The organism is Shinella sp. GW821-FHT10F02 (assembly GCF_058809275.1).
Genome location: NZ_JBXASL010000001.1, coordinates 1 through 24,373, shown reverse-complemented (window position 1 = coordinate 24,373; position 24,373 = coordinate 1). Strand labels below are relative to the sequence as shown.

Genomic DNA, 24,373 nt, shown 5'->3' with positions numbered 1-24,373 from the left:
GCGCCGTTCAGGTGCTCGCCTTCTCCGCAGCGACGAGATCGAGCAGGCCCGGCAGGCGCCGATCGATCTCGTCGCGCCTCAGCGTCGCCGCCCGGCTGTTGCCCCGGTCGACCTGACGGATCAGCCCCGCCTCGCGAAGAATACGAAAATGGTGTGTCAGCGTCGCCTTACTGACCGGCAGTCCGAAGGAAACGCAGGTGCGCTCCGTTCCGGCCGGCGCCAGCGCCAGTTCCATGACGACCTGCCGCCGCAGCGGGTCCGCCAGTGCCGACAGGACGCTTCCAAACGCGATCTCTTCCTCGTCAGGGTGACCTTCGTGATCCATGCGAACGCTCCAAGGTATGGATTGAATCATACCTTTTGCAATGATAGGTACGGTGCAATTCATACCAAAAGGAGATGCCATGTCGAGCCCGGCCTTCACCCTTCCCGCACAAGACAGAGATGAAACCGGCCCCTATGCGCTTGCCGGACAAGCCCGCGCCAAGGCAGGCATGGCCGACGCCCTGGAAACTGCCCTGCTTGCCCTCGTCGAGCCGACGCGCGCGGAAGACGGCGTGCTGCAGTACCATGTCCATCGCGACCGCGCCGATCCGGATCTTTTTGTCTTCTACGAGGTCTGGGCAAGCACGGCGCATCTCGAAGCGCACCTCTCCCAGCCCTATGTGATGGACTTCCTTGTCAAGCGCCACACGATGCTCGCCGGTGACATGGATGTGCGCTGGCTGCGCATGGCAAGCCCCTACCCGGCTTGATATCTTTCACTTGAAAATACCGTCGGCCCTTGCCCTGACGAACGGAAGAACAATACGATCCGAGTCGGATACTTTATGTTTTTCCGAAAGATCACGAAAACAGCCATGACAGCCGCCGTTCCCATCGCCTCGCGTCCCAAAACCCACCTTGCCGTGCTGGTCGTTCTGGGTTTCAGCCATCTCCTCAACGACCTGATGCAATCGCTCATTCCGGCGGCCTATCCGATCCTGAAGGATGCCTATGCACTGGATTTCGTGCAGATCGGCATGATCACCATGACCTTCCAGATTGCCGGATCGCTGCTGCAGCCGGCCATCGGCATGGTGACGGACAAACATCCGGCCCCCTATTCGCCGGTCGTCGGTATGATGTTCACCCTTTCCGGGCTCGTCAGCCTCGCATTTGCGCACAGCTATGCGGTTATCCTCGTCTCGGTCGCCCTGATCGGCATCGGATCCTCCATCTTCCACCCGGAAGCGACGCGCATGGCGCGCTACGCGGCCGGTGGCCGGCAGGGACTGGCGCAGGGGCTCTTCCAGGTGGGCGGCCAGGCCGGCGGCGCGCTCGGCCCGGTGTTTGCGGCGCTCATCATCGTGCCATGGGGCCAACCGAGCCTCGCATGGTTCGCGGTGCTTGCCTTGCTGGCCATGGCGCTGCTGCTCTGGATCGGCAGCAAACAGCGCCAGATCAGCGCGGAATTCGCGGCCATGCGGGCGAATGGCAAGAAGGTTGGCGGCGCGGTCCGTCACGCTCCGGCGACGATTGGCCTGGCCCTGGTGGTTCTGACCCTGCTGATGTTCACCAAGAACGCGTATGGCGAAAGCTTCCGGTCGTTCTACACGTTCTACCTCATGGAGAGGTTCGGTCTCTCCATCCCTTCGGCGCAGATGATGCTGTTCATCTTCCTGCTGGCCTCGGCCGCAGGCGCGCTTATCGGCGGCATCGTCGGCGATCGGATCGGGCGCTATCGGATCATCTGGATTTCCGTCCTGGGGCCGCTGCCCCTGACGCTGCTCCTGCCGCACGTCGATCTGTTCTGGACGGGCGTGCTCACCGTTCTGATCAACCTGATCATGGCAAGCGCCTTCGCCTCGATCCTGATCTACGCCATCGAGCTTCTGCCGCACCGCATCGGACTGATCGGCGGGCTGTTTTACGGCCTGAATTTCGGCCTCGGCGGCATCGCCGCCGCGCTTCTCGGAATTCTCGCAGACAGCTACGGCGTCGAGACGGTGTATTATATCTGCTCTTTCCTCCCGCTCGCAGGCCTGCTCGCCTGGTTTCTTCCGAAGATCGAAGAGGGTAAGCCTTAGCCATCGAAATTGCTGAAGCGGAGCGGTCAGAACGCCCTTAGCTCCGAATGCGGGTCGTCAGCCACGTAGACATCCTCAGCGACCTTAAAATCGGATTGCGTGTGGTGAGGATGGCGGGGATCATCATGCGGCTTCAGCAGGAAGCGGCGAGCGACGTCGAGATAGCCGTCATAGACCAGGCCGCCGTTGATCTCGATCAGCGCATCCCTGTGCCGATGGTAGATCAATGGTATTTTGTACCACGGAACGCCCGGCCGCTTGTGATGCAGCACATGCAGGTTGTTGTAGAGGAACAGCAGCCCGAACAGCGGGCTGTTTTCGACGATCGCCGTGCGTTCGTCGTGGTGGTCGGCGTAGCGGTGCTCGGCGAAGGACCGCAGCCTGGAAAGCGCCGCGCCGACATAGACGAAGCCGAACAGATAGAGCCAGAGCGGCATATCGCAAACCACGAGCACCCACGCGAGAACGGCGGCAATGCCGATCGCGTGGCGCATCCAGAGTGCCGCCCGCTGCCGGTCGCCGCTCATGACGGCCGCCGCTTCCTGCGCAAGAAAGTTCACGATCATCACGAGGGGGCCGAGCGTCAACCGTCCGAGCAGGGTGGTGTTCCAGGCGGCCAGCCGCCGGCCGATGCCGCCCATCCGTTCCCAGGCCGTTTGGGTAAAGTAGGAAGATTCCGGATCCTCGATCGGATCGGTCAGGTGCTCGTCGCGATGATGCGTCAGGTGCCCTTCGCGGTAGATCGCATAGGGCAGCCAGAGGGATAGCGGCGGCCAACCGATGGCGTCGTTTATGACGCGGCTGCGGGTGGGATGGCCGTGGATGACCTCATGCTGGAGCGACCCCTGCCAGGCGACCAGCCAGCCGCCAAGAGCGATCACGAGCAGGACGGGAAGCGATTGCCAGAACCAGGTGACGGTGAAAAAGCCGCCGTAAATGACGGTGGCGAGGGCCACTGTCTGCCATTCGATGCGGGCTATGCCGGAAAGGGTGGATTGCGAAGGAATTCTATCGGGCGACGACGTTGGACTGGGCATGTGTGTTTCCGGCAGGGGTAAAAATGCAATCGAATTCAAGCACCACTATAAAAGTCGGGCGCCGGCTCACGCGCCGCATGGCTTTGCAGCAGAGGCGAGAAAAAGAAAAACGCGTTGCGCAAACCGCCGCCTCCTTGAAACATTTATTCTATGTATTTTGTAGATTATTCGGTCTAATCCGTCCACCGAATTGACGAGGCCCCAATCCGGCGGCCCGGCGCGCAATCCTGGAGGACACACCATGACATTCAACCCTACGCGTCGGCAGGTGCTGGTCGGCGGCGCTTCCATCGCGACCCTCGTGGCGCTCGGCGGCATCCACCCGGCCTTTGCAAGCGCCGATCGCACGAAGATCGTCGTGCGCGTCGACAAGGATCTTGCCATCCTCGACCCGGCCAACCGCTCCGGCCCGGTCGATCTCAACGTCATCTGGTCGGTTCAGCAGGGCCTGATCTCGTTCAAGCCGGGCTCGACCGAATGGGAGCTCGATGCCGCCGAAGAGCTGGAGCAGGTGTCGGATACGGAAATCCGCTTCAAGCTGCGCAGCGGCCTTGCCTTCACCGGCGGCTACGGCGACCTGACGGCGGAAGATGTGAAATTCTCCTTCGAACGCTTCATCAGGCCGGATACCGAAGGCAAGCCCGTCACCTACGCCAAGGACTGGTCGGCGCTCGACCGCGTCGAGGTGACCGGCCCGCTCGAAGGCCGCATCATCCTGAAGAACCCGGCACCGGCGCTCTATACGATCGCGCTCGCCGATGGCTCGGGCCGCATTCTTTCGAAGAAGGCTTTCGAAGTGCTCGGCGAAAAGGCGATCGCCACGAAGCTGATCGGTAGCGGCCCCTATGTGCTGAAGGAATGGACGCCGCGCGAGCAGTTCGTGCTTGAAATCAACCCCGACTACAAAGGCCCGATCCAGCCGCACTTCCAGCAGATCGTCGGCAAGCCGATCGGCGAGCAGAAGACCGCGGAAATCGCCTTTCAGTCGGGCGAGATCGACTTCACCGCCATCGACCCGGAAAGCGGCAAGGCGCTCGCCGACCTGCCGGATGCAAGCGTGACGGAAATTCCCGCGATCGACTATGTCTGGTTCGGCCCGAATATCGAAAAGGCGCCGTTCGACGACATCCGCGTGCGCCAGGCGATCCGCCATGCCGTCGATATCGACGCGATCCTGCAGGGCGCCTATTCCGGCATCTATCCGCGCGCCAACGCGCTCCTGGCGCCGACGCTGCTCGGCTACTGGAAGGACGCACCGGTGCATGCCCGCGACCTGGAAAAGGCGCAGGCGCTGCTCGCCGAAGCCGGCCATTCCGGCGGCTTCAAGACGAAGCTGACGATCGAGGCCAACGCGCGCTACGAGGCGATTGCCCAGATCATCCAGGCAAATCTGGCCGAGGTGGGCATCGAAGTGGAGATCGAGGCGCTCGAATCCGCCGCCTACTGGGCGCTGGGTGAAAACGATGCCAGCAAGGATCTCGAACTGTCGCTGATCAAGTATAACGGCAAGTTCGATCCCGGCTTCCAGACGCAGTGGTTCACCTCCGCGCAGGTCGGCCAGTGGAACTGGCAGCGCTGGAAGAATGCTGATTTCGACGCCTTGCACGAAAAGGGCGGCGTGACGGTCGATCCGGCCGAGCGCGAGAAGATCTATATCGAAGCGCAGAAGCTGCTCGACGAATCCGCAGCCTTCATCTGGATCACCCACAACCTCAACGCCTTTGCCGCGCGCAAATGGCTGAAGCCCGGTGTCCTGCCGAACGGTAACAACTGGCTCTACACCGCCTTCACGGAAGCGACGGCCTGAGCCGGTGGCTGCTTCCGGAATGACAGGCGGGGATGCGCTTCGATGAAGAGCGCATCCCTCCAGATTCATCTCGCCTTCAAGCTGGCAACGGCAATGCTCGCCGTCGCCGGCTCCGTCGTGCTTCTGATGGCGCTGACGCGGCTGATCCCCGGCGACCCGGCAACGGTGATCCTCGGCTCGCGCGCCACGCCAGAGGCCGTTGCCGCGCTCAATGCCCGCATCGGTCTCGACAAGCCGCTGATCGAGCAGGTCCTTGCCTTCTTCGGCCGGCTTGTTTCCGGCGATCTCGGCGAAGATGTCTTCAATGGCCGGCCAGTCCTCGCCCTTGTTTCATCCGCGCTGCCGAATACCGCCGCGCTTGCGATCTCCGCCATGCTCTGCGCGATTGCTTTGGGCGTGCCGCTCGCCCTCCTCTCCGCCCGCTGGCCGGGCGGCAAGGTGGACCGGCTGATCGCTTTCCTGAGCGTCGGCTTCATCTCGACGCCGAGCTTCGTCGTCTCGGTTTTCCTGCTGATGACCTTCTCCGTCACGCTCCGCTGGTTTCCGGTGCTGGGGGCCGGCGAAAGCGGCGATTTCGGCGACCAGCTCTGGCATCTGGTGCTTCCGACCACGGCTCTTGCCGCCGGCTGGATCGGCTATATCGCCCGGCTGCTGCGCGCCTCGCTTCTGGAAGTGCTGGGCGAAAACCATATCCGCACGCTGCGCGCCTATGGCGTCAGCGAGACGAAGATCCTCGTGAAATACGCGCTGAAACCGGCCATCCTGCCCACCGTCGCGGTGCTCGGCATGGGGTTCGGCGAGCTTCTGGGCGGCGCGGTCTTTGCCGAGGTGATCTTCAACCGCCCCGGCCTCGGTTCGCTGATCTATGACGCCATCCGCACGCGCAACTACCCGGTCGTGCAGGGCGGCGTCTTCGTCATCGTGCTTCTCTATGTGCTGACAAACCTCATCGCCGACCTCTCCCAGAGCCTGCTCGATCCGCGCGAGCGCGCGCGCCTCGTTTCCGGAGGCGCTCGATAGCGATGAACACGCTTTTCGACCTCTCCCGTCGCCCCGGCGGCACGTTCGCGCTCTTTGCGGTGACGCTGCTCTGTCTGGTGGCAATCGCGGCCCCGCTGATCGCGCCCTATGGCCCGAACGCCATCGCACCGGCCAACCGGCTGATGGACCCGTCGTTCCAGCATCTGCTGGGCACCGACCATCTCGGCCGCGATATCCTGAGCCGCATCATCTACGGCACACGGGTGGCGCTCGGCATCTCGCTTTCGGTCATCGCCATTTCGCTGACGACCGGCGTGGCGCTGGGGATCGCCGCCGCGCTCTCGCCACGCGCCATCGATCTCGCCGTCGTCGGCATCTTCGATATCGTCACCTCCTTCCCAAGCATCATCCTGGCCCTGGCACTGGTCGCCGTTTTCGGCCCCGGCCTCGGCAATGTCGTGCTGCTCGTCAGCATCGTCTTCATTCCGCATTTCGGCCGGGTCGCCCGCGCCCAGACGATCGCGATCCGCAACAGCCCTTTCATCGAGGCCGAGCGCGTGCTCGGGGCGCAGGCCTGGCGGGTGGTGCTGCATCACGTCACGCCGAACATCATCGGCCCGATCTTCGTGCTGGCCTGCATGGACATTCCCGTCGTCATCACCATCGAAGCCGGTTTGAGCTTCCTCGGTCTCGGCGTACGCCCGCCGCTCGCGAGCTGGGGCAACCTGCTCAACGACGGTTATACCTATCTCGACCGCTCGATCTGGCTCGCCACCTTTTCCGGCCTGGCGCTGATCCTCGCCACGCTCGGCTTCGCGCTTCTGGGCGAATCCCTGCGCGACACGCTCGACCCGAAACTGAGGAGGGCCCTGTGACGGAACCCCTCGTCAGCATCCAAGGCCTGAACGTGTCGTACCGGGGCGCCGGGCGCACGGCGCATGTCCTCGATTGCGTGGATATCACGATCGGCCGCGGGCAATCCGTCGGCCTCGTCGGCGAAAGCGGCAGCGGAAAGTCGACCGTGGCCTTCGCCATGCTCGGCCTGCTGGCCGACAATGCGGAGGTTTCCGCGCACCATGCGCTCTTCGACGGACGCGAGACGAGCTTCACCAGCAAGGAGACGACGGCGCTGCGCGGCACCGACATCGCGATGATCTTCCAGGATCCGATGACCGCGCTCAACCCGATGTTCACCATCGGCACCCAGCTCGTCGATATCCAGCGCCGGCGTTTTCCAAGAGATAACCGGCGAACACTCTGGGCGCGCGCGGAAGCGGTGCTTGCCGATGTCGGGGTGCAGGATGCCGCCCAACGCATGCACCGCTACCCGCACGAGTTTTCCGGCGGCATGCGCCAGCGCGTGGTGATCGCCATGGCACTCCTGGTCGAGCCGAAGCTTTTGATCGCCGACGAACCGACGACGGCGCTTGATGCGACGATCGAAGCGCAGGTCGTGGACGTGCTGCATCGGCTGAGACAGCGCACCGCCGCCTCCATGCTGGTCGTCAGCCACAGCATGGGGCTGATCGCCGAGCTCTGCGACAGCGTCATCGTGATGTATGCCGGAACGGTGGTGGAAAGCGGTCCCGTGCGCGATGTTCTACATCGCCCGCGCCACCCCTATACCCGCGCGCTGCTCGCCTGCGAGATCGACCCCTACGCCGCCTTTGATCCCGCGCAGGACCTGGCGACAATCCCTGGCAACGTGCCCGATCCCGCCCGCCGCCCTCAAGGCTGCATCTTCGCCAGCCGCTGTCCCGCAAGCCACCGTCGTTGCAGCGAAAAGCCGCCGCGCCGCCAGACGAGCGGCGGGCACGCGTTTTCCTGCTGGCTGGAGGCTGCGTGATGGCCGCACCCATTCTCACCCTGAAGGATGCGGTGGTCCGCTACGACCGGCTGACCGCTGTCGACAGCATTTCGCTGGAGCTCAACCGTGGCGAAACGCTCGGTCTCGTCGGCGAAAGCGGTTGCGGAAAATCCTCCGTCGCGCGCGCCATCGTCGGGCTCCAGCCGCTTGCGGGTGGCACACTGACCGTCAATGGCGAGGCGCTCTCCCAAACCTCGGCCCAGCGCCGGATCCAGCTCTTGTTTCAGGATCCGGCCGCATCGCTCTCGCCCCGCATGACCGTGCGCGCGCTTCTGGCCGAGCCCTTGAAAATCCGAGGGGTGCACACGCCAAAGAGTTGGGCGCGCATCGCGGCCCTCGCAGACAGCATCGGCCTCGGCGAACAGCTTTTCACGCGCTATCCGCACCAGTTGAGCGGCGGGCAGGCGCGGCGCGTAGCGCTGGTGCGCGCGCTTGCGGCCGAACCTTCGATCATCGTTGCCGACGAACCGACGGCCGGCCTCGACATCTCCATCCAGGGTGAATTGCTCAATCTGCTGCGGGCACTCCGCGATCGACTGGGGCTCAGCTACCTGCTCATCTCCCACAATCTCAACGTGGTCGGACGCGTTACCGATCGCGTGGCGGTGATGTATCTCGGCCAGATCGTCGAAAGCGGGCCGACGGCCGCCCTGTTTCGCGACCCCGCGCATCCCTACACGCAGGCGCTGCTTTCCGCCAACCTGACGCTCGATCCCAGGCGCCGGCGCGAGCGCATCGTGCTGTCCGGCGAACTGCCGAGCCCGAGCAATCCGCCGTCCGGATGCCGCTTCCACAAACGCTGCCCCCTCGCCCAACCGAAATGCGCGGCCGAAGTGCCCGCCCTTCAGGCCGGAACGGGTGGCCGCAGCGTCGCCTGCCATTTTCCACTCGCCGCGGAACGGGCCGTCCTCTCTCAAGCGATGACGGGGTAGCCATGGCGCGCGGCATACCGATCCAGCTCTGCCAGCACCTCGTAATCGGCATCGCCGAGCAGGCTGATGCCGCGCAGCGAGAGCGTATCGCAGACTTCGGCAAGCGCGGGATCGGCAATGGTCTGTGCCAGCGCGCGCCGCAGGGTTGCCAGGTCCGCTGCCGACGTCGAGGCGGCGGTGATGAAGGGCAGGCCCGGCCCCTTCGCCGTTTCCGCCAGGATGCGCACGTCGGCGACGCGCTCAGGATCGAAGCGCAGGGTGTTGCCAAAAGTCACGCAGTCGATCGCCGCGACATCGGCCACCCCGCTGGCGACGGCATCGATGCTCGCCCGATGGCCGCCGGTCTCCAGCACGGAGGCGAAGAACCGCCCATCGACCGCATGCGGCGCCACGAAGGCACGGAAGAGGTTGTAGCCGGAATTGCTGCCGGGCTCGTTGATCGCGGCCCGCCCGCCCCTCAGGTCCTCGATCGACCGTGCGGAGGACGCTGCATTGACGATGATGAAGCTGCATTTGAGTGGACCGTCGCAGCCGGGAAGCCCGTAGACGGGGGAAGCGACCAGTTGCACCTTGCCGCGCAGATGCTGGACGTAGGGATAGCCGCAGGTCTGGCCGAACAGCAGGTCCGGGCGAAGCCACGCTTCGTCGTAGCGCACACGATCGTCAAGCATCTGGGGCGCATCGAGCCCAAGATCCCGAAGCCGCTTGCCGAGCGCCTCCCAGAACAGCCGCGTCGCCTGCGCGACCGGCTCCGGGCTGACATACATGGCGAGGCTGGCGATGGGCATGGGCGAACTCCGGAAACAACTCAAAAACCTATGCAATACATAGATTTAAACTGCAATGAGATTTCTCGCCTCAAAGGATTTCTGTCATGACGCTGCCTTCGAAAGACGCCGGCACCACCGCTACACCTGCAACCGAAATCGCCTGCGACGTGCTCGTGGTCGGCGGTGGTCCAGCGGGATGCTGGGCAGCGCTTGAAGCCGCGGCAAGCGGTGCCAAGGTCGTCCTGGTCGACAAAGGCTATTGCGGCAGCTCCGGCGCCACCGCCTCCGCCGGCACCCAGATCTGGTATGTGCCTCCGGACCCGAAGGAGCGGGAAGCGGCGATGGCAAGCCGCGAGGCGATGGGCGGCTACCTTTCCGAGCGCGCCTGGATGGTGCCCGTCCTCGACAAGACCTATGAAAGCGTCAATCGGCTGGCGGACTGGGGTTATCCCTTCCCCGTCGACGAAAAGGGCGAGCAGCAACGCCTTTCCGTCCAGGGACCGGAATATATGCGGCTGATGCGCCGCAAGGTGAAGAATGCCGGCATCACAATCCTCGACCACCATCCCGCGACCCGGCTGTTGACCGATGGCGCCGCCGTCATGGGCGCGACGGGCCTGCGCCGTCAGGAAGGTGGCCACTGGGCGGTGCGCGCCGGCGCGGTCGTGCTGGCGTCGGGCGGCTGCGCCTTCATGAGCAAGGCACTCGGCTGCGACGTGCTGACCGGCGACGGTTACCTGATGGGCGCGGAAGCCGGGGCGGAACTTTCCGGCATGGAATTCTCCTCCGCCTATGCCATTTCGCCGGCCTTCGCCTCGATCACCAAGACGGCACTATATCGCTTCGCCCAGTTTTACCGCAGGGATCAAAGCCTGATCGAGGGCGCAGGCTCCGCCCGCGGCCGCTCGATCATCGCCCGCATGCTGCTTACCGAACCCGTCTACGCCCGGCTCGATCTCGCTGAAACGGATGAGGTGAAGGCGATCCTGCGGCGCGCGCAGCCGAATTTCTTCTTGCCCTTCGACCGCCGCGGCATCGATCCCTTCACCGAATTCTTCGAGGTGAAGCTGCGTCTCGAAGGCACGGTGCGCGGCACCGGTGGCCTGCGGCTGACCGGCCTCGACTGCGCCACCACCGTTGCCGGCCTTTATGCCGCAGGCGACAACGCCACCCGCGAGCCGATCTGCGGCGGCTTCACCGGCGGCGGCAGCCACAATGCCGCCTGGGCGATTTCGACCGGCGCCTTTGCCGGCGCGTCCGCCGCAGCTTTCGCGCGTGAAAAAGCGCCAATATCCGACGGCACGCCACGGCAATCCGTTTCCGCGAAAGGCCTAGCGACCGCCGATCCGCAGGCAATCGTCCAGACCGTCCAGAAAGAAGTCTTCCCCCTCGACGTCAATTACTTCCGCACCCACGCCGGCCTCTCGGCCTCGCTCGAACGGCTCGACCGCCTGTGGGACCGCATCTCCTCTGCGACAGCCGGCGACGAGAGCCAGGCGCTGCAAATGCGCCAGGCCCAGGCCATGACTGCCACGGCCCGCTTCATGTACCGCGCCGCCCTTTCCCGCACCGAAACCCGTGGCATGCACCGCCGCGACGATTTTCCGAAACAGGACCCCGCCCAGCATCACCGGCTCATCGTCAGCGGCCTCGATACGATCACCGTGAGGCGGGAGACGATCGATCCGGGCGTCTACAAGGAGGCCGCGGAATAATGATCGAGGTTCTCGATACCGACACCTGCACGGACTGCAATCTCTGCGTCCAGGTCTGCCCCACCAACGTCTTCGAGGCGATGCCCGAAGGACCGCCGCTGATCCTGCGGCAGGCATCCTGCCAGACCTGCTTCATGTGCGAGGTCTACTGCCCGGTCGATGCACTCTATGTCGATCCGGACGCCGAAGCCGTGCACGGGCTGACGATCGAGGGCGTGCGCGAAAGCAAGCTGTTCGGCAGCTATCGCAAGGCGATGGGCTGGCACAAGGAAACCCGCCACCGCCGTTACATCGACGACCATTTCCGCCTGCCGCAGTGAGGGCGCGGGCTCAATGACCGGGTCGAAGAATTTGGTTGGTTGATCGCCCGACACCAAACACACCACCGGGGAGAGAAACCACCAGCAGCGTGCCTGGGGAGGAGCTGGGTAAGGAAGAGGTCAGTTGAGGGGGATGGCGTTGCTGTCCTTGCTTGTCTGGTAGACGACGGAGAGATCGTCGTATTTGAGGCGGATGGCTTCGGCCCGCTCCCTGAACTCCTCGCGCTGCGGCTCGGGAAGGCGGTCGATCAGGGCTTGGATCGATCGGCCTTTCCAGAAAGCGTTCGTCTTGTTGTAGCCGCCGGCATCCAGCGTGAAGACCTCCTTCAGGATCTTCAGATCGTGCGGGATGGAAAACGCGTCGCGGGAATCCTCGTGGCTGAAGAAGTAGAAGAAGTTGTCGAAGCCGGCCCAGGTGATCGCCGAAAGGCACATCGAGCAGGGCTCGTGCGTCGACAGGAAGATGAGATCCTTCGAGTCCGGCCGGTCGCATTGCGGCATTTCGTAGAACCGCTTCAGGGTATGAACTTCCCCGTGCCACAGGGGGTTTTCCATCTCGTTGTTGGTTTCGACGAGGACCGTCGAGAGGTCCGACTTGCGCAGCAGCGCTGCGCCGAAGACCTTGTTTCCGGCCGCAACGCCGGTTTCCGTGGCAGGGATGACGCCGTCCTCCATCGTGCCGAACAGGGCATCGAGCAAGCGGCGGGTTTCGGTTTCTTCCGACATTTTGTCTCCTTTGAGGTCGGTGGAAAAGTGGGTCCGGATCAGGGGCCAATCCCGATCCGGATCGCGTGGTGCGAGGCGCCTAGTGGGCGGCTTCCGGGATCATCGGGATCTCGACGCCCTTGGCGTCGTAGAGCCTGCCATTGAGGAAGTAGTCGCCGTCGTGCAGGCGGGCGATGTCCGTGTAGCGGATCGTTCGCTCCGTGCCCGCCACAAAGACGGATTGCTGGTCGGAGTTGCCGGCCTTGACGTGGTTGAAAAGCAGGTTGAGGACGATCGCCATCAGGGCGGCCGAGCTGATGCCGGAATGGAAGATCGTCGCGACCCAGGCCGGGAAATGCTCGTAGAAGCCCGGCGAGGCGATCGGGATCATGCCGAACCCGATCGACGTTGCGACAATGACCAGGTTCATGTTGTTCTGGTAGTCGACCTTGGAGAGCGTGCGGATGCCGCTGGCCGCGACCGTGCCGAAGAGCACGATGCCGGCGCCGCCGAGGACCGAACTCGGCACCGCGGCCACGATGCGCCCCATAACGGGCAGCAAGCCGAGGATCACGAGGAACAGGCCGCCCGTCGCCACCACATAGCGGCTCTTGACGCCTGTGACGGCGACGAGGCCGACATTCTGCGCAAAGGCGCTCTGGGTGAACGAGCCGAAGATCGGAGCGAGTATGCTGGAGAGCATGTCGGCGCGCAGACCGTCGCCGAGGCGGCGGGAATCCACCTTCGTCTCGACGATCTCGCCGACCGCCAGAATATCGGCCGAGGTCTCCACCAGAGTGACGACGATGACGATCAGCATGGAGATGATCGCCGCGATCTCGAAGGTCGGATAGCCGAAGTGGAAGATCGTCGGCAGCGCGAAGACGGGACCGTCTGCCACTTGCGAAAAATCGGTCATGCCGGCGGCGTAGGCAATGCCGGTTCCGATCACCAGGGCGAGCAGGATGGACAGTCGCGAGATCGCGGCGCTGCCCACCTTGCTGAGCAGGAGAACGATGGCAAGCGTTACGGCCGCGAGCTGGATGTTCGACGGGCTGCCGAAATCCGGCGCCTTGCTGTTGCCGCCCATGGCCCAGAACGCGGCGACCGGCATCAGCGTCAGGCCGATCGTGGTGATGACGATTCCCGTGACGAGCGGCGGGAAGAAACGCGTGATCCGCGAGAAGACCGGCGTGATGAGGAGGCCGATCAACGAGGCGGCAATGACGGCGCCCAGGATGGACGGAATGCCGCCATTGCCGGAAATGGCGACCATCGTCGCGACCCCGGAAAACGAGACGCCCTGCACGAGCGGCAGGCGGCTGCCGAAGAAGGGCAATCCCAGGGTCTGCAGGATGGTCGCAAGACCGCCCGCAAAAAGCGATGCCGTCACCAGAAGGCCGACATCGCTTGGGCTCAGTCCCGCGGCCTGGCCGACGATCAGGGGGACTGCGACGATGCCTCCATACATCGTCAGAACGTGTTGAAGCCCATAGGCGATGTTGGCGCCAATGCCGAGTTTTTCATCTTCCGGCCGTGCGATGGACGCACTGTCTTCATGTGCTTTTGCCAAGGTAAACTCCTCCATACCTTTGCCTGCGTTGAACTGTGAGGTGAGCCCCGTTTCGATCAGGCGCTTCGGCATGGCCACGGGGCACGGACGCATGCCGGAGCGTGTCTCACGCCTGAAGCCGAGATCCGGGCGCCAGCCGACATGGTCCCGCGGGACAACCTGCCGGGACGATCAAATCGGCACTGCGTTGCCAGTCGCCGCCATGGTTGGCCGCAAACGAACGGCATGCCGATGGGCTGCCCGAAGTACGAACAAAAGAAAAATCGTCAGGAAAGAGAGTATCCGTCGTCATGCCCACCAGCTTCCATAGTTGAACCGGCTTGTGGCCGGTTTCGCCAGGACCCTGTTCCAGGAGGTGCGAGCTCCGGATCGTCATCAAACTGCGTTGAGCGGGGCATTTCTGTGCGGGCCTAGACCTGCACTGTCACAAAGCTTGCATTCTCATGGTGAAGCTTGTCAAGGCGAGGTGCCGATAATTCATTCGTTCGACCACACGCATCACGCCTTGGAGGCCTGCGCGTTCTATGCCTCGAATTCAGCCAAATCCCAGGCGTGGCCGCGCTCTATGCGGCCCACCGCCAGCACCATCTTTTCGAAAAAAGCAAAACACCTTCGGCGAAACCGACATAGGAAGCGGCTGCAAACGCGCGCCTTGCCGCATTTTGCACTTTTCGCAGGAGTGTCAATATCTTAAAAGGTTGGCACGGGAAAATTGCATAGGAGACTGCGGTGAGCCAGGACCAGAAAACCATCACGACCTGGTATGTCGACCCGGACGCGGAAGACCGGATGTCGGATGGCCATGCGCCGATCTGGCGGCACCTCATCGAGCTGATCGTCGAGCGCGACCTCAGCCAGAAAAGCGTGCTCGATTTCGGCTGCAACCAGGGTGGCCTGCTGCGGCATCTCTATGCGCTCCGGCCCTTCCGCAAGGCTCTCGGCATCGATATCGCCGAACAGTCGGTCGCCAAAGCCGAAGCCTTCAAGGGCAATATTCCCGTCCAGCATGCCGTCGGCGGAACGCTGGAGGGGTGGGTCGAAGAGTTCGATCTCGCGATCAGCCACGAGGTGATCTATCTTATCGAGGATATCAACGCCCATGCCGCCGATATCTTCAAGGCGCTGAAGCCGGGCGGTGTCTACTACGCCGTCACGGGCTGCCACACCGACAACCCGCTCTGGCCGAAATGGCGCGATCTGGTCGCCCAGCGTACGAACACGATCGTTCAGGATCGCTCGATCACCGACTACGCGAAGGCCTTCGCCAAGGCCGGCTTCCAGGTCTCCGCCCGTAAGCTGGAATATGATGGCTTCATTCCCTACTTCGCCGATGGGTGGACGCCGGATTTTGCCGATGCTCTCGACTACTATACGCAGACGAAGATCGTCTTCCGGCTCGTCAAGAACCAGGCCGGAGCAGCTTCGTAAGCTCGACGTCGAAATGGGGCGGCTTGTCGGGCGCGACCTCGACGAAGCGGCCCCGCACCCGAAAGGTCTTTTCGATCAGGCCGCTTGCGGCGAGCGCCTTGGGCTCGCCGTCGAAGCGTAGCTCGCCCTTTTCCAGAAGGGAGATGCGGTCGCTGACGGCAATCGCCTGGTTGATGTCGTGGATCGCCATGAGGATCGTCACGCCACGCTCCCTGCTCAGGCGATGCACGAGGTCAAGCACCTCCACCTGATAGCCGATATCGAGGAAGGACGTCGGCTCATCCAGAAGCAGGATGCCCGCCTCCTGCGCAAGCGCTGCCGAAATCCACGCACGCTGGCGCTCGCCGCCGGAAAGCTCCTGCAAAGTCCGATCGGCAAAGGCGGTCAGGCCCGTGCTCTCAAGTGCCCATTCGATCGCCTCCTCGTCCTTCCGGTCATAGGAGCGGAACAGGCCGACATGGGGAAAACGGCCCTGGCGCACAAGCTGGGCGATCGTCATCTCGTCCGGAGCCGTCGGCTGCTGCGGCAGGAAGGCGAGCTTCTTGGCGATGTTACGCCGCGACATGGAGGCGACCGCGACGCCCTCGATGTCTGCCCTTCCCTTCGACGGGGCGATCAGCCCGGCCAAGGCCTGGAGCGCCGTGCTCTTTCCCGATCCGTTCGGGCCGATCAGCGCACGGATTTCCCCCTTCTCCATCGACAGGGCGAAATCGGCCAAGGCGCTGCGGCGACCATAGTGAACCGACAGTTGTGAGCAGGCGAGCGGCATGGGCGACCTCATGGAACCTTGCGCAGAAGCACGAGCAGGACAGGCACGCCCATGAGGGCGGTGACGACGCCGATCGGCACTTCTTCCGGCCCGCCGGCGAGCCGGCCGATCAGGTCGCCCAGCGTAACGATGACGGCGCCCAGAACGATGGTGAGTGGCAGGACCAGCGGGAAATGCCGTCCCGCAAGGAAGCGCGCCAGATGCGGAACGATCAGGCCGACGAAGACGACCGGCCCGACCGCGCCGACGGCACTGGCCGCGAGCGCGCAGGAGACGAGCAGGACGAAGGAAAACTGCTTTTTATAGGAAAGCCCGAAGGAGCGGGCGACGGCCGCATCGAACCGGAGCAGGATGAGCGGCCGATAGATCAGCGGGAGCATCGCGAGGCCCACGATTGTGAACGGCAGCAGGAACAAGGCGTGATCCCAGGTCCTCGCATAGAGGCTGCCGGAGAGCCATTCGAGGATGATCTCGATGCGCGCCGAGCCCCATCCCGCAATCAGCCCTATCGCGATGGCGTGCAGCACCGCGCCGATGGCGATGCCGCAGAGCGTGATGCGCAGCGGGCTGAGATCGAGGCGGAAGGCAAGCAGATAGATGATGCCGCCCGCGATCATGCCGCCGATCATGCCGGCGGGCGGAAGCCAGGCGATGGGCAGTTCGTTGACGGAATAGGAATCGGGATTGGCCCGATAGACCGTGAAGAGGAGGAACACCGTGACGGTGAGCGTCGCGCCCTGCGAGACGCCCATGAGCGAGGGATCGGCGAGCGGGTTGCGCGTGATGGTCTGGAGAAGCAGGCCCGCGAGGGCGAACTGCACGCCGGCGAGAATGCCCGTCACGATCCGCGGCAACCGGATATCGAGGATGATCGAGCGCGCTTCCGGCGATCCGCTTCCGGTCAGCGCCGACAGGACGTCGTGGACGGGGATATCGACGATGCCGAGGAAAACCGCGGCCACGAACGACAGGAGTACGAGCACAAGGGCGGCTGGCAGGACCCAGCGGCTTGGCCGGCCGATCGCCGGGGCATCGTTCAGGCTCATGCCCCCTCCCCCTTGAAATCGAGCCGCCCGCGCTGAATGAGATAGACGAAGAGCGGACCGCCGAGCAGAGCGGTGACAATGCCGACCGGCAGTTCCTTGGGGATGGCGATGGTGCGCGCGATCAAGTCCGCCGCCGTCACGATCAGCGCCCCGATGGCAGCAGTGAGGCCGATCTCCGAGAGCGTGCCCCGCGGCCGCAAGAGCCTCGCGATATGCGGCGCGGCCAGGCCGACGAATGCCACGGGACCGGCGACAGGCGCAACACCCGCCACGGGGCATATGCCAAGCAGCAGCAGGACCGGTTTCCACAGCGTGAGCTGCACCCCCATCGCCGCGGCGGAATGGTCGCTGAGGGCGAACATAGCGAGGACCCGATGGAGGAGCAAGGCGCCCAGCACCCCGATCAGCACCCATGGCAGCATCTGGAGCAGGTGCATCCAGGTCCGGCCGGCAAAGCCCCCGGCCAGCCAGAACAGCAGCGCCGTCGATTGCGGCCCCGCAAACAGCAGCACGTAGATCGTGATCGCGCCCAGGAAGAGCGAGACGCTGACGCCACCGAGCGCCAGATGGAGTGGATGGCTGTTGCCGCCCCGCGCCACCCAGAACGTCACCGACGCCGCCGCAAGCCCGCCGGCAAGCCCGACGAGCGGATAATAGAGCCCGGAAACCCAGGGCAGGAAAACGAAACAGGTGACGATCGGCGCGATCGCCCCCGCCGTAACACCTGTAATGCCGGGATCGGCGAGCGGGTTTCGGGTGAGCGACTGGAGAAGATAACCCGACACGGCAAGCCCCGCACCCGCCGTCGCGGCGGCGAGGCTCCGCGGCAGCCTTAGGGTCCAGACCAGGATCGACTCGATCTTGCCATCCGGATTGAAGAGCGCGCGCAGGACGGCATCAAACGAGAGTGTCCGCGCACCGGGCATCAGCCCGGCCGCAATGACGAGAAGGGTCGCGACGACGATGAAGCCGATGGCTATCGAGGATTTACGTGCATCCATCGTCGTCGCGGTCAATCGCTTATTTCTGGAGTTCGGCCGGGATGATCTTGGCCGCTTCCGCCTTCACGTCAACCTTGGGGAAGACATCCGGGTAGAGATAATGGGCCGCCTCGCGCAGAACGATTTCGCGCGCGATCGGACCGTTGGTCTCGACCCACTGGTCGCCGACATAGAAGACCCGGTTGTTCTTGACCGCCGTGAGCTCCTTCCAAATCGGGTTGTTTTCATGCGGGCGATCCGGACCGTAGTCATAGATGAAGAGGACTTCCGGGTCCTTTTCGAGCATGGTTTCGAGGCTGAGATCGATGCCGAACTCGCCGCCCGGCGTCATGGCACCGGCAATGTTCTCGCCGCCGATGGCGTTCACGATCGAGGCGGACGTATTCTCGTCATGGAAGGCAAATGGCACCTCGCCGCCCCACATGATGGCATAGCGGGGATGCGTGTCCTTCGGCGCCTTGGCCGCAATCTCGGCGAGGTGCGCGCGGAAATCCCTGTTCAACTCAACGCCGCGCTCGGGCTTTCCGAGAACCTTCGCCAGCGCTTCGATTTCCTTGTCGCTGCCGTCGAGCAGCTCCATGTTCCAGGCAACGTAGGGTGCGATCTTCTCAAGCTGCGGCGCATTGCCGACGGTGTAGCGGCGGATGGCGACGATGAGGTCGGGCTTTGCTTCTGAGAGCAGTTCAAGGTTCGGCTTCGCGCGCTGGCCGATCTGCGTCATGTCCCCCGTGAGACCGAGCAGGAATTCCGGCGGACGATCCGCCACCATATAGGTGCTCGCCACGGGTTTGATGCCGAGTGCGAGCGCCACATCGTCGGCGAAGAACGAGATCGATGCGATCCGTTTCGGGTGGGCAGGGATCTCCACCTCGACGCCACGGTCGTCGGTGACCTTCTGCGTCGCGTCCTCGGCAAAGGCGGGCATGGCCGCAAGGCAGACGGCGAATGCGCCGGCCAAAACAGCGCGCCTGCTCGGCAAGGCAAAATTGGAAAACATGGTTCTCTCCCTCGATCAGTGATGACAGTGGCGGACCGCAGGCTGCGCATGCCGTTGCGCAGAATGCATGCTGCCGCCCGGCAGAAAGCCCGGCGCGCTGTGATCACGCCGCTTGCGGATATCGGTCTTCAAGACTGGGCTTCCCGGATAATTCTTGTCGCTCTGGGAGAATGTGGATAGATATAGTCAACTTATTTGCAATCGAAAGATTCTCACGCCGGCATGAGAAATCCTCAATCCAACCGCATCAAACTGCCGCCGCTGGCGACGCTTCCCGCCTTCTCGATCGCCGCGCGCACGGGCAGCCTCACGCTGGCGGCGCGGGAACTGCATCTGACACCCGGCGCGATCAGCCGGCAGATCAAGTCGCTTGAGGATACGCTCGGCGTTCAGCTGTTCCACCGAAGGCACAACGCGATTTCGCTCACGGATGCGGGGCGGCAGTACCTGATCCATGTGAATGCGGCGCTGGCCACGCTGGAAAACGGCACCCGCGCCCTCCTGCCGGATCGCGTGCGCCTGGTGATCCAGGCGCCGATCACGCTGGCGCGGCGCTGGCTCATCCCAAGGATCGGCGCCTATCTACAGGAAAACCCCAGCGTCGATCTCAACATCCAGTCGCTCGCGCTCGGCGCAAGCGATGTGCCCGACGTGACCATCAGCTATACCAGAGGTGCCGACGAAACCCGGTTTCCCTCGGCCTTCCTGCTCGACCGGACGGTCGCGGTCTGTTCCCCGCTCCTGATCGGCAGCGTGGCCAAAACGGTGACGCCGGAGGCGCTGCTGGACCTGCCGATCCTGCTCGACACCGCAGATGCCTGGTCGTGGCGGCGCTGGTGCGAGGCGGCAGGCATTCCCTTCCGGCCACGCAGCGGAAGCATCACCTTCGACACCGACGAAGCCTCCATCGACGCCTGCATGACCGGCCTCGGCATCGGCCAGGCAAGCCCCTTCCTGATCGAACGGGAGTTGCGCGAAGGCCAGCTCATCCTGCTCCGCCCGACGATCAACCCCATCGTCGGAGCCTATGAGATCGCCGGATCAACCCCGACCGGCAGGGCGGTCGGGTTCAACCAATGGCTCCAGACCTCGCAGGCGGTGTGACGTCTGCTCTTGATAGACGACGAGATCAGCGCGACGATCGGGCAAATAAAGACGACCGTTGAGACACGCTCAGCTCAGCGGCAATTGGTGACCTGTCTGGCTTGCCACGACGCGCATCAGTTCGAAGAGGATAGTCGCGCTGACGATTTCCTCGATGCGGGCCGCCGCATTGTTGATAGCCGCGTCAGCAGACCTTTTGAATACCGCCGCCCCGAGATCCGAATAGATTGTCTTAGTCGTGGGATAGTGACGGCACAATATGATCCTTTGTCCTTTGGAGAAGCATGCATGTAACGGATTGAAGCCAATGTGGTAGGAAAGCTCGGCGAAGTGTGAGGTGAGGGCTCGTACCGAACGCACTTCACCAAGCCCAGGGGCCGCGTGGAGCATCTCGATGCTTGCCGCCGATGGAAAGACCATATTGAGATTTTACTTCGATGGTCGTCACACCTTAAGGCCTGTGGGGATTCACAAAGTTTTTGAGATGTGAATCACGGATGGGATGGATCGATACGTTTTGACGGACGCCCAATAGGCTAAAATGGCGCCGCATTGCCTTGGCAAGCGCGGCGATCCAGGCCGGAGCGGCAGCGACAATCGCCTCTTTGTCGAGGCGGTGCTGTGGATCGCACGAACGGGTAGCCCCTGGCGTGACTTGCCTGCGCATTTTGGCAATTGGAGCACGGCCTTCCGCCGCTTCAGGGACTGGCGCGCGGCCGATGTCTTCATCCGGCTTTTCGAGGCGTGTTCAAACGAACCGGACATGGAATATGCCATGGTCGATGCGACGATCGTGAAGGTCCACCGGCACGATCAGGGCGCAAAAGGGGGACTCAAAGCCAGGCCATCGGCCGCTCCAAAGGCGGCATGACGACCAAAATACTCGCACTCACCGACGCGCTGGGCAATCTGGTCCGCTTCCGCCTCATGCCGGGCCATCGCTTCGATACGGTCGGCGTTCCGCCCTTGCTCGACGGCATCGCTTTCGGCGGCCTGATCGCCGACAAGGCTTTCGACAGCGATGCCATCGTCGCCGATCTCGACGAACGCGGCGCCAAAGTCGTCATCTCTCAGCATCCGCGCCGAGCCAAGCCGCGACCACTCGATCGCGACCTCTACAAATGGCGCCATCTCATTGAGAACTTCTTCTGCAAGCTCAAGGAGTTCAAACGTATCGCAATGCGAGCCTGCAAAACAGACCGAAGCTTCTCGGCCATGATCTATCTCGCCGCTGCCGTCATCAATTCACAATGAATCCCCACAGACCTTAAAGCGGGAGCAGAGATCACCGTTTGGAAAGACGATTACAACAGAGGACGAACCCATTCGTCGTTAGGCTACATCAAGCCAACCGAATTCTCCATGAAAATAGCTATGAGAAATAGGTTGCATAAGGCCAAACTGAAAACCAGACTCTCCGAAATTGCGAAGGAAACTTGGGGCTCAGGTCAACAACCTGGTCGGATCGTTCGCGGGAGGTGTCGCAAAGGACCTTGACGCTGTCAGAAATGCAATCATCTCACAATGGTCAAACGAGAGGCCGAATAACACGGATGAAGCTCATCAAACTCGAGATGTACAGGAGAGCGAAGCTCGATCTGCTAAGCGTGGTTGATTTTGCTGCATAGCAAGAGCTGAAAGTCCGCAGATGTGCCTTATAGCCGAAAAGGGTCGGCAAAGTCCGAATTTTTGTCAACTTTTTCTTGATTACGCATATAGAGCCTGAAGACCTGCTCATCATAGCCAGTCGTTGAAAACGAGGTACCCCTTGAGCCCAAAAGTGATAGCCCTAGCCGCGGCACTTGCAGGCATACTTGTTGGCAACATAAAGCGCAGCCTCGCCCTAAAAGAACCCTACAATGCGCGAAACCAAATATCCCGGCGGATCGATGTCAACATACCCATATGGTCAGGAATCAAGTGCCCTCAGTCGATCCCGCAATTCTTTTGCAGAGCACGCCCGTGAAAAAGGTCACCCAATTTACGCCATACTTCCCCATAGGGCCCTTTCGTATAGTATTTATTCGCGAAGACGATATGGTATTTGAAGTCCCACGCCGCGTGGGATTGCGACGTGCGTTTATAAACTCCGCCTCATGGTCTCGGCCAGTCCAATGATCCAAGCACCGAGGTCTCTCAAGCACAATGTAGAATTCGTCCAATCCTCGCCCGAAGATGGGGGGTGTTTTGCTTACAAAAGCGGCTGCGTCATGCTCGTGCCGCTAGCGGCCGCCCCTATCCGAGAATCGCCAGCACGATGAACGCGGACGCAAAGGCGGCAACGACACGCCAATCTATAATACCAAAGCCACATCTTAGGTGCAGTTTATAGGCATAATTCCCTCAAAAGAGCACATCATGTCACATTCAGATAACAACTGATAATTTCCTTGGCACCTATTTCTGCGTCTTCAATATCAAGATTGCGTCAGTCTCCGAGCAGAACCACGACAAGAATGCTTCGATAACCGCCCACCTGCAACCCGCGCGAATGCACTCTACGACGATCCAGCGCCAATACCGTTGGAGCACCGGTGCCCCGCACGTCTTCCAGAAGGATGCCAATAGTCGCGACTACTTCTACGTCCCCGCCACGGGTTTGACCAATATGCCATGAGCTATGCAGAGCACTGGAATACATTGTCACCATGAAAACTAATAAGGGCGATGGAAGCCAGTTTTTAATGCTTTTTCCAAAGCAGAAGCAGACGCAGTGATAACCCAGAAAACTGTTTCAACCATCATCTAGCTTACGAGTACCGTCGATAGGAAAACGCATAATGCTACAACAATAGCATATCGCTGACATTCTCGCCGGTATTGATTACAATCAATCCTCGCCGCAATAGTAGAAGCGGACGATCTTTCGAGAAAGCTTGTTGGCGCGTCTTGAAGCACCTGATATAACCATATGCGCTCCGATTCGATAAAAATCCCGCCGTGCCCAGAGGCTTGTGCGAATTTCCGCCCTGGCGCAAATAGCCGAGGGCGCTTCCTCCATCAACTAATTCTGAAAAAACCAGCTTAGCTCCGTTAACGAGCAAAGATTGGTGCGGAAATGGAATAGGACGTCAACTGCCTCATCTGTTCCACAATGGTCACTATGTATGACCTGAGCCCCAAGTTTCCTTCGCAATTTCGGAGAGTCTGGTTTTCAGTTTGGCCTTATGCAACCTATTTCTCATAGCTATTTTCATGGAGAATTCGGTTGGCTTGATGTAGCCTAACGACGAATGGGTTCGTCCTCTGTTGTAATCGTCTTTCCAAACGGTGATCTCTGCTCCCGCCTTAGGTCGGGACGAGAACAGTGTTCCGTTGATTGGTCGCGGAAACTGCCGTTGAAGCTTTCCACTAAGCCGTTTTGTATCGGCCTTCCCAACTCGATGTAGTGCCACTTGATACGTGTGTGCTGGCGCGATCTGAGGATTGTGATCGAGGTCAGTTCCATACCGTTGTCCGAGACAATCGTTTGAGGACGTCCGCGTTGGGTTATGGCGATATCGAGTTCCAGCGTGACACGCAGACCTGGGAACGACGTGTCTGCGCAATGCTGGGCATTCCCGTGTGAAGCCGTCGACAACGTCTAAGACGCGTACCCTTCTTACATCGGTGAACGCACTCCTGATGAAGTCTATACTCCTCCGTTCGTTGGCCCGCGACGGCAAAGCAGTGGAGCGTCTCGTCCCCAAAGCCCGCTTCCGGCCATCGCGCTTGCGAACAGCAAGCTTCTCTTCCCGGTAAAGGAAAGGCGAGTATCTTCTTCAACGTGGCGTTCGCATCTTTAGAGGCCTTCTGCTCCCGGGCGTTGCACGCATCCATGCCGTCGTACTTACCCTTGTATTTGTAAAAGGTCGCGTCGGATATCCCGTGCTTGCGGCAGACATCGGCCGTTCTCTAGCCACTCTCCTGCTCCCTCAGCATCCCGATGATCTGTTCGTTCGTGAACCGTGTACACTTCATGCCGTCCGTCTCATCAATACGACGGACTCTATCAAAATTCGAAAGAAATTCTGGGTCTCAGGTCAGCGTACGAAACGGCTTGGCATTACAATTTGAACTTTTGATGGCCCGCGGTTTATTGACGATTACCTAATCGGAGAAAATGTAACGACATTATACGGGCAAGCTCACAAACTCCAGCGAACGGGACAGCTGACACGTCGTTAAAGCCGGTCTAAGGCCTGTGGGGATTCACAAAGTTTTTGAGATGTGAATCACGGATGGGATGGATCGATACGTTTTGACGGACGCC

The 24,373-nt window shown here is 61.9% G+C and carries 22 protein-coding genes and 3 pseudogenes; 12 read left to right on the top strand and 13 right to left on the bottom strand.

Annotated elements, in window-relative coordinates; all coding sequences use genetic code 11:
- Positions 1-7 precede the first annotated feature (7 nt).
- Positions 8-325: an ArsR/SmtB family transcription factor gene (locus AC1RWL_RS00125; protein WP_493093805.1), complete on the bottom strand. Its 318-nt coding sequence runs from the start codon at positions 323-325 to the stop codon at positions 8-10.
- A gap of 79 nt (positions 326-404) precedes the next feature.
- Between AC1RWL_RS00125 and AC1RWL_RS00120 the strand changes: the two genes are divergently transcribed.
- The gene (locus AC1RWL_RS00120) at positions 405-755 is read left to right on the top strand and encodes a putative quinol monooxygenase (protein WP_493093806.1); all 351 of its coding nucleotides are present in this window, start codon (positions 405-407) and stop codon (positions 753-755) included.
- A 105-nt stretch (positions 756-860) separates the two neighbouring features.
- Positions 861-2,069 carry an MFS transporter gene (locus AC1RWL_RS00115; RefSeq protein ID WP_493093807.1) on the top strand — a complete coding sequence of 403 codons (1,209 nt, stop codon included), beginning with the start codon at positions 861-863 and terminating at the stop codon, positions 2,067-2,069.
- A 26-nt stretch (positions 2,070-2,095) separates the two neighbouring features.
- On the opposite strand, the gene AC1RWL_RS00110 is transcribed toward AC1RWL_RS00115, so the two are convergent.
- The gene (locus AC1RWL_RS00110; protein ID WP_493093808.1) at positions 2,096-3,106 is read right to left on the bottom strand and encodes a fatty acid desaturase; all 1,011 of its coding nucleotides are present in this window, start codon (positions 3,104-3,106) and stop codon (positions 2,096-2,098) included.
- 241 nt (positions 3,107-3,347) lie between these two features.
- Between AC1RWL_RS00110 and AC1RWL_RS00105 the strand changes: the two genes are divergently transcribed.
- The 5 genes from AC1RWL_RS00105 to AC1RWL_RS00085 are packed head-to-tail and all read left to right on the top strand — an operon-like array spanning position 3,348 to position 8,693.
- A complete protein-coding gene (locus tag AC1RWL_RS00105) occupies positions 3,348-4,913 on the top strand; it encodes an ABC transporter substrate-binding protein (RefSeq protein ID WP_493093809.1) in 1,566 nt (521 codons plus the stop codon).
- Positions 4,914-4,955: 42 nt separating this feature from the next.
- The gene (locus AC1RWL_RS00100; protein ID WP_493093810.1) at positions 4,956-5,933 is read left to right on the top strand and encodes an ABC transporter permease; all 978 of its coding nucleotides are present in this window, start codon (positions 4,956-4,958) and stop codon (positions 5,931-5,933) included.
- Positions 5,934-5,935: 2 nt separating this feature from the next.
- Complete coding sequence (locus tag AC1RWL_RS00095; RefSeq protein WP_493093811.1) at positions 5,936-6,769, top strand: ABC transporter permease; 834 nt, start codon at positions 5,936-5,938, stop codon at positions 6,767-6,769.
- Positions 6,766-7,740: an ABC transporter ATP-binding protein gene (locus tag AC1RWL_RS00090; RefSeq protein WP_493093812.1), complete on the top strand. Its 975-nt coding sequence runs from the start codon at positions 6,766-6,768 to the stop codon at positions 7,738-7,740. Before AC1RWL_RS00095 ends, AC1RWL_RS00090 begins: the two co-directional genes overlap by 4 nt.
- Positions 7,740-8,693, top strand: coding sequence for an oligopeptide/dipeptide ABC transporter ATP-binding protein (locus AC1RWL_RS00085; RefSeq protein WP_493093813.1), 954 nt, complete (start codon positions 7,740-7,742; stop codon positions 8,691-8,693). Before AC1RWL_RS00090 ends, AC1RWL_RS00085 begins: the two co-directional genes overlap by 1 nt.
- Here AC1RWL_RS00085 and AC1RWL_RS00080 read toward each other — a convergent pair.
- Complete coding sequence (locus AC1RWL_RS00080) at positions 8,675-9,481, bottom strand: phosphate/phosphite/phosphonate ABC transporter substrate-binding protein (protein ID WP_493093814.1); 807 nt, start codon at positions 9,479-9,481, stop codon at positions 8,675-8,677. The two genes, AC1RWL_RS00085 and AC1RWL_RS00080, sit on opposite strands and share 19 nt — an antisense overlap.
- Before the next feature lie 86 nt (positions 9,482-9,567).
- Here AC1RWL_RS00080 and AC1RWL_RS00075 point away from each other — a divergent pair, with 86 nt between their 5' ends.
- Positions 9,568-11,178, top strand: coding sequence for an FAD-dependent oxidoreductase (locus AC1RWL_RS00075; RefSeq protein WP_493093815.1), 1,611 nt, complete (start codon positions 9,568-9,570; stop codon positions 11,176-11,178).
- The gene (locus AC1RWL_RS00070) at positions 11,178-11,498 is read left to right on the top strand and encodes a 4Fe-4S binding protein (protein WP_493093816.1); all 321 of its coding nucleotides are present in this window, start codon (positions 11,178-11,180) and stop codon (positions 11,496-11,498) included. The genes AC1RWL_RS00075 and AC1RWL_RS00070 overlap by 1 nt, the downstream gene beginning before the upstream one ends.
- Positions 11,499-11,618: 120 nt before the next feature.
- On the opposite strand, the gene AC1RWL_RS00065 is transcribed toward AC1RWL_RS00070, so the two are convergent.
- Both AC1RWL_RS00065 and AC1RWL_RS00060 read right to left on the bottom strand, forming a co-directional pair.
- Positions 11,619-12,224, bottom strand: a complete 606-nt coding sequence (locus tag AC1RWL_RS00065) for a nucleoside deaminase (protein WP_493093817.1) — start codon at positions 12,222-12,224, stop codon at positions 11,619-11,621.
- A gap of 79 nt (positions 12,225-12,303) precedes the next feature.
- Positions 12,304-13,791, bottom strand: coding sequence for a nucleobase:cation symporter-2 family protein (locus tag AC1RWL_RS00060; protein ID WP_493093818.1), 1,488 nt, complete (start codon positions 13,789-13,791; stop codon positions 12,304-12,306).
- Positions 13,792-14,505: 714 nt separating this feature from the next.
- Here AC1RWL_RS00060 and AC1RWL_RS00055 point away from each other — a divergent pair.
- Positions 14,506-15,204, top strand: coding sequence for a class I SAM-dependent methyltransferase (locus AC1RWL_RS00055; protein WP_493093819.1), 699 nt, complete (start codon positions 14,506-14,508; stop codon positions 15,202-15,204).
- On the opposite strand, the gene AC1RWL_RS00050 is transcribed toward AC1RWL_RS00055, so the two are convergent.
- From AC1RWL_RS00050 to AC1RWL_RS00035, 4 genes are read right to left on the bottom strand one after another with little or no spacing between them, the layout of a single operon-like run.
- Positions 15,176-15,973: an ABC transporter ATP-binding protein gene (locus tag AC1RWL_RS00050; protein ID WP_493093820.1), complete on the bottom strand. Its 798-nt coding sequence runs from the start codon at positions 15,971-15,973 to the stop codon at positions 15,176-15,178. The genes AC1RWL_RS00055 and AC1RWL_RS00050 overlap by 29 nt on opposite strands.
- Positions 15,974-15,981: 8 nt before the next feature.
- The gene (locus AC1RWL_RS00045; RefSeq protein ID WP_493093821.1) at positions 15,982-17,019 is read right to left on the bottom strand and encodes a FecCD family ABC transporter permease; all 1,038 of its coding nucleotides are present in this window, start codon (positions 17,017-17,019) and stop codon (positions 15,982-15,984) included.
- The gene (locus AC1RWL_RS00040) at positions 17,016-18,020 is read right to left on the bottom strand and encodes a FecCD family ABC transporter permease (RefSeq protein WP_493093871.1); all 1,005 of its coding nucleotides are present in this window, start codon (positions 18,018-18,020) and stop codon (positions 17,016-17,018) included. The genes AC1RWL_RS00045 and AC1RWL_RS00040 overlap by 4 nt, the downstream gene beginning before the upstream one ends.
- A 19-nt stretch (positions 18,021-18,039) precedes the next feature.
- Positions 18,040-19,017 carry an ABC transporter substrate-binding protein gene (locus AC1RWL_RS00035; RefSeq protein ID WP_493093822.1) on the bottom strand — a complete coding sequence of 326 codons (978 nt, stop codon included), beginning with the start codon at positions 19,015-19,017 and terminating at the stop codon, positions 18,040-18,042.
- Positions 19,018-19,239: 222 nt separating this feature from the next.
- Between AC1RWL_RS00035 and AC1RWL_RS00030 the strand changes: the two genes are divergently transcribed.
- Positions 19,240-20,121: a LysR family transcriptional regulator gene (locus tag AC1RWL_RS00030; protein ID WP_493093823.1), complete on the top strand. Its 882-nt coding sequence runs from the start codon at positions 19,240-19,242 to the stop codon at positions 20,119-20,121.
- Between the two features lie 69 nt (positions 20,122-20,190).
- On the opposite strand, the gene AC1RWL_RS00025 is transcribed toward AC1RWL_RS00030, so the two are convergent.
- Entirely contained in the window at positions 20,191-20,541 is a 351-nt protein-coding gene (locus tag AC1RWL_RS00025) for a hypothetical protein (RefSeq protein WP_493093824.1), read from the bottom strand.
- Between the two features lie 121 nt (positions 20,542-20,662).
- Here AC1RWL_RS00025 and AC1RWL_RS00020 point away from each other — a divergent pair.
- A protein-coding gene (locus AC1RWL_RS00020) for an IS5 family transposase (RefSeq protein WP_493158169.1) occupies positions 20,663-21,375 on the top strand; the annotation gives its coding sequence in 2 pieces (ribosomal slippage) (positions 20,663-20,954 and positions 20,954-21,375; 714 coding nt in all).
- 401 nt (positions 21,376-21,776) lie between these two features.
- Here AC1RWL_RS00020 and AC1RWL_RS00015 read toward each other — a convergent pair.
- The 3 pseudogenes from AC1RWL_RS00015 to AC1RWL_RS00005 form a co-directional block, all read right to left on the bottom strand.
- Positions 21,777-22,158 (bottom strand): annotated as a pseudogene (locus tag AC1RWL_RS00015) (transposase).
- A gap of 1,064 nt (positions 22,159-23,222) precedes the next feature.
- Positions 23,223-23,569: pseudogene (locus AC1RWL_RS00010) on the bottom strand (integrase core domain-containing protein).
- A 299-nt stretch (positions 23,570-23,868) separates the two neighbouring features.
- Positions 23,869-24,081: pseudogene (locus tag AC1RWL_RS00005) on the bottom strand (transposase); the annotation flags it as partial.
- Positions 24,082-24,373: the final 292 nt, after the last annotated feature.